Origin of the sequence: Chroococcidiopsis sp. CCALA 051 (assembly GCF_003015105.1) — a bacterium.
GTDB lineage: Bacteria > Cyanobacteriota > Cyanobacteriia > Cyanobacteriales > Chroococcidiopsidaceae > Chroococcidiopsis > Chroococcidiopsis thermalis.
On the sequence record NZ_PYCI01000199.1, the window covers coordinates 1 to 9,506 of the forward strand.

General features: G+C 44.9%; 9 protein-coding genes and 1 pseudogene. 6 read left to right on the forward strand and 4 right to left on the reverse strand.

The window, feature by feature from the left end; all coding sequences use genetic code 11:
- Positions 1-251 precede the first annotated feature (251 nt).
- The 4 genes and pseudogenes from C7Y66_RS28835 to C7Y66_RS33600 all read left to right on the forward strand — a co-directional run bounded on the left by C7Y66_RS28835 (position 252) and on the right by C7Y66_RS33600 (position 2,203).
- The gene (locus tag C7Y66_RS28835) at positions 252-755 is read left to right on the forward strand and encodes a photosystem I reaction center protein PsaF subunit III (protein WP_015153891.1); all 504 of its coding nucleotides are present in this window, start codon (positions 252-254) and stop codon (positions 753-755) included.
- Positions 756-795: 40 nt separating this feature from the next.
- Positions 796-930 (forward strand): photosystem I reaction centre subunit IX / PsaJ, encoded by a 135-nt coding sequence (locus tag C7Y66_RS28840; protein ID WP_015153890.1) that lies wholly within the window; start codon positions 796-798, stop codon positions 928-930.
- A 221-nt stretch (positions 931-1,151) separates the two neighbouring features.
- Entirely contained in the window at positions 1,152-1,307 is a 156-nt protein-coding gene (locus C7Y66_RS28845; RefSeq protein WP_015153889.1) for a photosystem I reaction centre subunit IX / PsaJ, read from the forward strand.
- Between the two features lie 361 nt (positions 1,308-1,668).
- Positions 1,669-2,203 (forward strand): annotated as a pseudogene (locus C7Y66_RS33600) (photosystem I reaction center subunit XI).
- A gap of 71 nt (positions 2,204-2,274) precedes the next feature.
- Here the strand turns inward: C7Y66_RS33600 and gmk are convergent.
- The gene (gmk, locus tag C7Y66_RS28855) at positions 2,275-2,889 is read right to left on the reverse strand and encodes a guanylate kinase (protein WP_106548181.1); all 615 of its coding nucleotides are present in this window, start codon (positions 2,887-2,889) and stop codon (positions 2,275-2,277) included.
- Positions 2,890-2,955: 66 nt separating this feature from the next.
- Positions 2,956-3,219, reverse strand: coding sequence for an extracellular matrix/biofilm regulator RemA (gene remA / locus C7Y66_RS28860; protein ID WP_015153886.1), 264 nt, complete (start codon positions 3,217-3,219; stop codon positions 2,956-2,958).
- A 339-nt stretch (positions 3,220-3,558) separates the two neighbouring features.
- Between remA and C7Y66_RS28865 the strand changes: the two genes are divergently transcribed.
- Together C7Y66_RS28865 and C7Y66_RS28875 are read left to right on the forward strand one after the other, a co-directional pair.
- The gene (locus C7Y66_RS28865) at positions 3,559-5,301 is read left to right on the forward strand and encodes an NFACT family protein (RefSeq protein WP_106548182.1); all 1,743 of its coding nucleotides are present in this window, start codon (positions 3,559-3,561) and stop codon (positions 5,299-5,301) included.
- Between the two features lie 586 nt (positions 5,302-5,887).
- A complete protein-coding gene (locus C7Y66_RS28875) occupies positions 5,888-6,421 on the forward strand; it encodes a DUF5331 domain-containing protein (protein WP_015153884.1) in 534 nt (177 codons plus the stop codon).
- A 2-nt stretch (positions 6,422-6,423) separates the two neighbouring features.
- Here the strand turns inward: C7Y66_RS28875 and C7Y66_RS28880 are convergent, their stop codons facing one another.
- Both C7Y66_RS28880 and C7Y66_RS28885 read right to left on the reverse strand, forming a co-directional pair.
- Positions 6,424-8,079: an iron uptake porin gene (locus C7Y66_RS28880; protein WP_106548183.1), complete on the reverse strand. Its 1,656-nt coding sequence runs from the start codon at positions 8,077-8,079 to the stop codon at positions 6,424-6,426.
- 662 nt (positions 8,080-8,741) lie between these two features.
- The coding region (locus C7Y66_RS28885) for a response regulator (RefSeq protein ID WP_146149904.1) at positions 8,742-9,506 on the reverse strand (765 nt) is incomplete at its 5' end.

A 9,506-nucleotide genomic window follows, 5' to 3' on the forward strand; every position in this document is an offset into this window, starting at 1 on the left:
CCCTTCGGTCGTGGGGTCCCCGAGTTCCCCCTTGTCCCCCTTGTCTCCCTTGTCTCCCTGACAACTGGTTACTGATAACTGATAACTGCTCCCTACTCCCTATATTAAGTAGCTTAAACTTTGATTTGCTCTAACTTTACTAGGATCGCGCGCGAGAGTATGATTGCTTCCAAGTGCGTGCAAACATACTGTACAAACTGATTCATTTTGTAAAATAAACTTTTTGTTTTGTAACAAAAGGAAACAATTCCATGCGTCGATTGTTTGCGCTGATCTTAGTTATTGGTGGACTGTGGTTTACATTTGCTCCACCAGCTCAAGCACAGCAAGTTAATTTAGTACGTTGCAGTGACTCTCCTGCATTTGTTCAACGGGCACAAGCAGCCCGCAATACAACTGCCGATCCGCAATCGGGTGAAAAGCGGTTTGAGCGGTACGCTCAAGCAATGTGTGGTCCTGAAGGTCTACCCCACCTGGTTGTTGATGGTCGTCTCGATCGCGCTGGCGATTTTTTAATTCCTAGCATTATGTTTCTCTACATTGCCGGTCAGATCGGCTGGGCGGGGCGTGCCTATCTGCAAGCCACCAAGAAAAAGTATGCTAGTGAAACCGAAATCAAAGAAGTCATCATTGATGTTCCCTTAGCATTTCAGAGCATGGTGTCAGCGTTTGCTTGGCCCCTAGCTGCCGTGAAAGAGTTGCTCTCAGGCGAACTCACTGCTAAAGACGAAGAAATCCCCATTTCTCCGCGCTAATTGAACTTTACTTTGTTTGAAATACTTGGGAGAGCTACAAATGCAACAAAAATATTTCCTGCAATATCTTTCTCTCGCACCAGTTTTGCTATTTGCATGGCTGGCTGAAACAGCTGTGTGGTTAATTGTGTTTAACTACTTCTTCCCCGATCTTCTTTTCCATCCCCTGCCATAAGTAGGGGTGTTTGAGCTAGAGGTGAGGGGATAGATCGGAGAGAATTGCGATCGTTGCTACTCTTTTTTCATTCTGTTCTCTACCCTCTGGTTCTTAACAGCCTGACGGTCGATCGACCGAGCGAATGATGGCGGTTTGAAACTCGCAAATTACTATCAACATAGTGCATAGCGCGTTTCATGCTTTAGCAAATCATTACACTGGTCGGGAGACCAAAATTCATGCAAAAACAGAACGAGAACGAACAAAAACACTATCTTCAGAGGTATCTTTCCTTAGCTCCGGTGCTAGCTGTGGTTGCTGTATCTGTGGCTTTCACGACTTGGGCAATTTTTAACTACTTTTTTCCTGACTTACTTTTTCACCCAATGCCGTAAGCTAAAACTAATTAGTACCTCACATCTAGCTAGAGTCTGAAATTTAAGCATGTAGCGCTACACGTAAGTAAGATCTAGAGATAGCCCAATATTATAAATTTCAATATTGAGTATTAAAATTACAATTACAGCATAAGCGATCGCGCGATTGGTAGATTTTACCTAGAAAAAATAGTTTTGCACAACGCAAAAAGAGATAGTTTTGCACAACACAAACAGAGTGAGAACTCGCGTGTTTGCTGCTTGCTATATGCGGCGATCGCTAAATTAATTTTTTTTAACTTCTCTGTCTAAATTGATATTTGGCTACAATTATTCACCTAAAATGATGCCACGACCTTATTGATATCATACGGAGAATATGGCGCAAGCAATAGATGCATCTAAAAATAGACCCGGCGATCCTAGAAATCAAGAAGTTGTCTTTCCTGCTGGGCGCGATCCTCAGAATAGTAACTTAGAAACACCAGTAAATTCTTCCGGCTTGGTGAAGTGGTTTATTAATAACTTACCCGCCTATCGCCCAGGTATTACCGACATGCGGCGGGGTTTGGAAGTTGGGATGGCACATGGCTATTGGGTACTCGGACCCTTTACTAAGCTAGGTCCGTTACGCGATACAGACGTTGCCAACATTGCTGGATTGATCAGTACTTTAGGTATGGTGGCAATCATGACTGCTTACTATGGCTTTGTATTCTGCTAGCAATCCACCTCAACCTGTTGCTACGACTACCACTGGTGGTCAAGTTCCTTCTACTTTCAAATCGCCAGAAAGCTGGAACAACTATATTAGTGGCTTCTTGATTGGAGGCGTTGGTGGCGCGGTGTTTGCCTACTTCGTGCTGACAAATATAGCCATCATCAAGAACGTTTTTGGTGGGCTATTTTCATAACGTAGTTTGGTAATAGGTAATAGGTAGTTGCTGTTTGTCAATTACCTGTTACTCATTACCAATTTAATTTGTTAATCTTGCCTAGAATCGGGAAATAAAATAGCTTCTATTTCTTGCAGTGCCGCTTCCCGATTATCGTTGATGACTTTGTAATCGAATTCACCAGCAGCATTAATTTCGGCTTGAGCGCGGCGCAGACGACGAGCGATCGCCTCTTCTGAATCTTGACCGCGACTGCGCAAGCGTTGCTCTAGTTCTTCCATTGAAGGTGGTAAGATAAAAATGCGTAGCACTTCAGGAAAAGAAGCGCGGATTTGTCTTGCTCCTTCTAATTCAATTTCTAAGATGGCAGTTTCTCCCTCGCCGATCTTTTCTGCCACTGGTTGACGAGGAGTCCCGTAGCAATTACCTGCAAATTCAGCCCATTCTAGTAATTCGCCGCGATCGACCATTTGTCGAAATTCTTCACGGCTCGCGAAGTAATAATGTTTGCTGTGAATTTCTCCAGGGCGAGGGCTGCGCGTCGTGACTGAAATTGACAGGTAAAGCTGGGGGTGACGCTGCAAAAGCAATTGCATGAGCGTACCTTTGCCTACGCCACTAGGACCTGTGAGTACAATCAACCGACCAGCCTTCGAGCCTGGAATTACGGTAGGAGAAATTTGAGTAGGCAAACCTGTCGTCATCCGCGTTCCCAATTTTGTAGTGAAAAAAACGAAATGGTTTATTTCACATACTACTGCTTCTCCAGCTCAATTGTCTCCATGATGGTCGCGACCGATCACAAATCGATTTGCCACTGTTTCCGGTTGGATTGCTGAGAGAATCACATGGCTGGAATCAGTTACGATCACAGCCCGCGTCCGCCGACCGTAGGTCGCATCGATTAGCTGTCCTCGATCCCGTGCGTCAGTAATGATACGCTTGATAGGTGCGGATTCTGGACTGACAATGGCAACGACTCGGTTAGCAGATACAATGTTGCCAAAACCGATGTTGATTAACTGAATGTCCATGATAAATTAACGCAAAAAATGCGGCGCGAGAGGCAAATAAATATCTACTTTTCATGGTATCTATAAAAATTTGGAGTTACAAGGCTAAAATCACCCAAAAACCAGGCTTTTTATTTAGTTCGAGCGCATTTTTATCCAATATCTATCTTTAGATATCCTTCAAAAGACAGAGAAAAGAAAAATTAGTTATTAGTTATCAGTTGTCAGTTATCAGTAATCTGACTTCTGACACCTGTACGGGCGAGTTTACCAATAGTCTTTGACTCTGACCAGTATTTCTGGTGAACCCGCCCCTACAATTTTTGACTTCTGTTCATCCCTTACCCCTAGATCCCTCAATTGCAACCAGTTGACTTCACGACACTTACTGCTGCTTGTAGCGAGTTGAGTAAAGATTGGATTCCAGCTCGTTTGGAGCAGGTTTATCAACGCGATCGCTACACGATTTTGCTAGCGCTACGGACACTCGATCGGCGTGGATGGCTAGAAATATCTTGGCATCCGCAAGCAGCCCACATTTGCATCGGTACTCCACCACCACGACAACCAGATACTTTTACTTTTAGCCAACAATTACTGCACCAACTTAATGGTTTAGCTCTCATTTCTTGTCGTCCCGTCGTCCCTTGGGAACGAGTTGTCGATTTACAGTTTGCCCGTCGTCCAGGGGAACCCGTACTTTGGCACGTATACGTGGAAATTATGGGCAAATATAGTAATGTCGTCCTGACAAATACTGCAAACGAGATTACTACAGCCGCACATCAAGTCAGTCCCCAGAAATCGAGCGTGCGCCCGATTCAGACTGGGCAAAGTTACGAATTACCACCCGCACTGACGGGGACAGCTCCAGCTTTAGATGAGCCGTTTTCGCGCTGGCAAGAGCGGGTAAGCCTCGTACCGTCGGCTTTAAAACGCTGTTTGCTCAAAAGCTATCGCGGTATCAGTCCTACTTTAATAGAGGCGATCGCGCAAGCAGCCGATCTAGATCCAGAGCAATCTACAGATAGCTTGACAGCAGAAGATTGGCAGCAGCTATTTCATTACTGGCAAGCGTGGCTGCAAACATTAGCAACAGCCCAATTTTCTCCTGGTTGGACGGCAACGGGATACACGGTTTTAAAATGGAATGCGATTCAGCCTGTAGCAAGCGTTCAAGAGTTACTTAACCAATATTATACAAATCAACTCAATAGACAGGAATTCAGCCAACTCCAATATCAGTTAAGTCAAAAAATTCAGAGCCTATTGGCAAAATTACAGCAAAAGATCGATAGCTTTAAAGCACGTTTGCAACAATCCGATCGCGCTGACAGCTATCGCCAACAAGCAGACTTATTGATGGCTCACCTCCAAGAATGGCTGCCAGGGATGAAGTCAATTACGCTAGCAGACTTTGAAACGGGAGAACCAATAGCGATCGCCCTCAATCCCGAAAAAAATGCGATTCAGAATGCCCAAAGTTTATACAAGCAAGCGGGTAAACTCAAACGAGCAAGAGGTGCAGTAGAACCGCTACTAGCCGAGGTAGAACAGGAACGCGATTATCTAGAGCAAGTCGAAGCCGCAGTTGCTCAAGTCGATAAGTATCAATCTACAGAAGACTTGGAAGCTCTCAAAGAAATTCGCGAGGAGTTGATCCAACAGAAATATCTCAAAGCACCAGATTACGGACGGCGAAATGCAAATGAAGATTCCAGCGTTAATTTTCATCGCTATTTTACCCCCAGCGGCTTTGAACTGCTCGTCGGACGCAACAACCGCCAAAACGACCAATTGACTTTTCGCGTTGCCGGAGATTACGATCTGTGGTTTCATGCTCAAGAAATTCCTGGCAGTCACGTTTTGATGCGGGTTACACCTGGGGCTGAACCAGAGGAAGCAGACTTACAGTTTGCAGCTGACTTTGCTGCTTACTACAGCCGCGCCCGTCAAAGCGATCGCGTACCAGTGATATATACAGAGCCGAAATATGTTTACAAGCCAAAAGGAGCAAAGCCAGGAATTGCCATTTACAAACAAGAGCAGGTGATTTGGGGGCAACCTTTGCAAGCAGAGCAATATCTGCAACAATCGAACTAGTTACACGCACGGATGTTAAGTCTGACGCCCCTCGCAGAAGTAAAAATTTACTCCTCTCCACTCAGGGCATGGCGATCGAACTTAATGATTACTTCAAATTATTGCCTTGCAACATCTACCTTCTGGCTCAGTTAAGTCAAGAATTTGTGAATTTTGTTAAAAAAGTCTGTGTTTCTCGTTACAATATCAGTTGGGAGGAAAAGCTTTTGCCCGCTGTAGCGATGGGAACGCACAGTTTTGGTATTCCTCAATATCGTAGCCGACAACGTAATATAAGTTGACTGGACTAGCTATGGGAAGCTGGTCTTTTTTTTGAAGTCAAAAGTCAAAAGTCAAAAGTCAAAACTGAGGAGTTAGGAGACAATTCAAGTTGCAACTCGCAAGTCGCAATTAACTCGCCACACCCCACACCCCACACCCTACATCCTACATCCTGTTTGCTAATGACAAATGACCACCAAAGGCAGAAGAGGGAATAAGGGTGAGATAATTAAATGAAACAATTAGAAAAGTGCGATCGCATCTTGACTTAGGTACAAGACTTAGCCATGCTGTTTTGTTGTTTGAACTGCGATTGAGGTAGGTCGTGAACATTCAGCAACTACGCCACGCTCTTAAGGTCAAATGGCTGATTTACTATCAGCAGAACCGCCCTTGGTTGACTAAAATTCGGATTTGGGGAACGTTTGATGGCAAGCGTCGCCCTTGTTCTAGTTTCATTTTGGCAGTCGTAACCAACTTAGAGCCAAAATTAATTGAGGTGCTGCCTTTTGTCGCCCAGTTAAATAGCGACCCCGACCAAATTGTAGCGGCTTTAGGGCTAAACTTTAATCCAGACGAGGAGTTGAAAGCTTCAAAAACACCGACAAAGCTACAGATAAGCTCAGCTAGTAACGGTGTTGTTTCGCCTATGCAGGCAGCACCATATCAAAATGGTAACGGCAATGGAAACGGGCATGGCAATGGCAGAGCGCAACCGACTCAAGTGCCAGTACAATCACCTGTACGCTCAAGTTACAAACCAGAAGATCGAGTTCCGCCACGATTGCCCGTCACGAATTTGCCAAATTGGGTAGATGAGTCATGTAAGGGGGTAGGACGCAATCCTACCCAGATTTAGTCCTAGAACCGAAACACAGTTCTAATTGCACCGATGATGATGTCGTCATTATCGGCATTGTGGTCTGGTGCAGTTAACCAAATAATTGCCGGAGTCACTTGGATGTTATCTGTGAGTGCATACTTGTAAAACGCCTCCAGATGCAAAGAGGTATCGCGATCGGGGCTACCGAGATTGCTGTCAAGTTCTGTTAGTCTCGGTTCCATGCCGACTATAATACCGCCTACGCTACCTTCTTTGCCTAAGTCAGGAAAGTTCAAGCTAGCTGCCCAAGTCCACATACTCCCATCTCCCCTACCGATATAACGATGGTTGGCATGTCCTACCCAACCGCTAATAGCTAGACCCGGACTAAGCCTAAACGTACCCGAAAAACCGTAGGCATTGACGCTGACGGGTCTACCAAAGCTGCTATTCGATAGGTTACTACCAGTACTCGTACCAAAAGGCGTTAATTCGGTATTTGGCTCTACATCAGGATCGTCGCCTCCAGTGGGGGAGTAGGAGTTGATATAAGACAGACCGAACCTAGAGTTGTCACTGAGATTGAAGATTATCTGAGCTAATCCAGCATACGTACCGTCGAACAGACCGTTCTGTGGGAAGGGGTTACTAGCGTTATTGGTAGGAACCAAATAACCTAAATTGAGTTCAATTTGGTCGTTGAAAAAGTGTCTGATTCCTATACCAGTACCAGCACTGTAGTTATAGATTGGGTTGCGCAAACCGAACAATGATACAGCGTTGCCATCTAAGAAGGGAGTCAACTGGTAGGAAGCATCGAGATCGACAAAACCATTACCCGCCGCCGCTAAGTAAATGTTGGTGCGATCGCCCACCGGAAAACGATAGCGCAGTAACCCCAGTTGGGCATCTCCGCCTGTATCGCCATCAAATTCGATCCGCCCTTCGTTTGTCAGTGTTTCACCGCTATTTGTCCCGCCTAGAGGGACGACGTTTCCCATTTGCAAACGTGTTGTGAGTTGATCTTCGCCCGTAAAACTAGTTTGTAAATTGAGGCGCACCCTGTAACTCGCAGTTGGGTTAGTGTCTACTGGTTCGCCAGCAGCATTGTCGCCCTCAATCAGACTGATGAGGGCAAAGATAACTTCTCCTTCCAACTTAGTTGTCGTCGAAAACTGGTTGGCTTCTAGTTCTGCCGTCGTTGCTTCTAACGTGTCAACCCGACCGCGGAGAGTTGCAAGTTCGGGAGCAAATTCTTGCTGTAATCTTTGTATTGTTGCTAAATCGTCTTTACTAACAGTGTCGGCGCTACCTGTGGCAATTAATTCGTTAATTCTGTCTAAAGCTGCATTTAATCCAGCTGCAAATTCATAGCGAGTCATTGCCCGATTACCGCGAAAAGCGCCATCGGGATAACCCGCAATGACTCCATATCTTTCTACTAAAGATTGCAATGCCTGAAACGCCCAATCAGTGGGTTGCACGTCTGATAATTGCGAGACAGATGTAACTTGGGCTAGCGAGTTTTCTGCTAGACTTTGTACTTTAGTTTCTTCAGTCGAATTAAGCTCGGAGGCGATCGCCCGATCTGACGTTGATATATTTGTTTGCGCTGCTAATAAATTGATACCTGCAAACGGAGCTATTAAGATGCTAAGTGTCAATAAGAAGATATATTTTGTAAATCTTTGCATTTTTCACCACACTCAAAAGTTTTTTATTTGTCATTTGTAATTCATGCATAACATAGTTACGAGCAAGCATTTCAAAAACTGCTCGTAACTGTGTTATGAGGAGCGAAAACAGCTATAACTTGAGAGAAATTGATTTCTTTCTAAGTTGTCACTGATTCTTCCATTGAAAATTCAACCGCAAACATCTACGGTTGAATCTATCTATGCATGAGCTTTCGCAGCTTTTTTTGACTAGCAGATAAAATATGATGTTTCTGCCAGGTCTCTTTTGTTCGATTTTATCCCGCTCGAAATAAAATTTTAGTTATCTGCAAAAGACCCACCATTTCCTCAATTTAGCTACTAGAAAAAAGGCAAACATCCATCTACAGAAATAGTTAAAAATGCTACTTTTTCTGAGATTAAAAGCAATTATGAATTTTCAATAGTTATTAAAAGTTGTTACGAACGCGCCGCTAATTTTCAGTTTGTGCTTTCATAGCGGTTTTCAATTGCGTAAAATAGACGATCTGTAGGGGCGCACATCTGTGCGCCCCTACAAATGTCACGCACGCAATCGATAATTACTTTCAACGATCGCCGAAACAAAAGGTCTTTGCAGTCGCATATATTCAGAAGAAAAGAGCTAAATTCAATCAACTTCAATATATTTTGACTGAGAATTATCGGCTTGGAATGAGATCGGCGATCGCGGCGACTAACTCTGCTACGACCACAGGTTTAGCGAGATGACGCTGAAAACCAGCCGCAATCGCGCTTTGACGGTCTGACTCTCTAGCAAAAGCAGTCAGAGCGATCGCGGGAATTGGTTCGGCTCCTCTGGCTGCTGTTTGCGATCGCACCTGACGTAGCAGAGAGTAGCCATCCTCTTCTGGCATTCCAATATCGCTGACAATTACATTTGGTTGAAATTGCTTCAAGACTTCTAGTGCTTCTTTAGCCGATCTCGCTACCTTGACTTCCGCCTCCTCTAGGGTCAAAGCAAAATGCAAAAATTCCCGCGCATCTGCATCATCATCAACCACAAGTATTCTGATACCTTGGAGGGGCAAATCTCCCTTGTCTTCCTTGTCCTTCTTGTCTTCCCCATCCCCCTTTCTAGTTTCTCGTAAAGGTAACGTGACAGTAAAAGTCGCCCCCTGCCCTTCTCCTAAACTTGCAGCCGCGATCGTTCCCCCGTGCAATTCAACTAAATGACGGGCGATCGCCAACCCTAATCCTAAGCCATCTTTCGAGCGCGTTGTCACATCATCTGCTTGCCGAAAACGCTCGAAAATATAAGGTAGAAATTCAGGACTGATACCTTGACCTGTATCCATAACTTGGATTTGGGCAAATTTTGGGGAGTCGGGAGTAGTGTGAGTGGCTAGTGGCTGGCGGCTAGTGGCTAGAACTTCTCCCTTATCCCCCTTATCCCCCTTATCCCC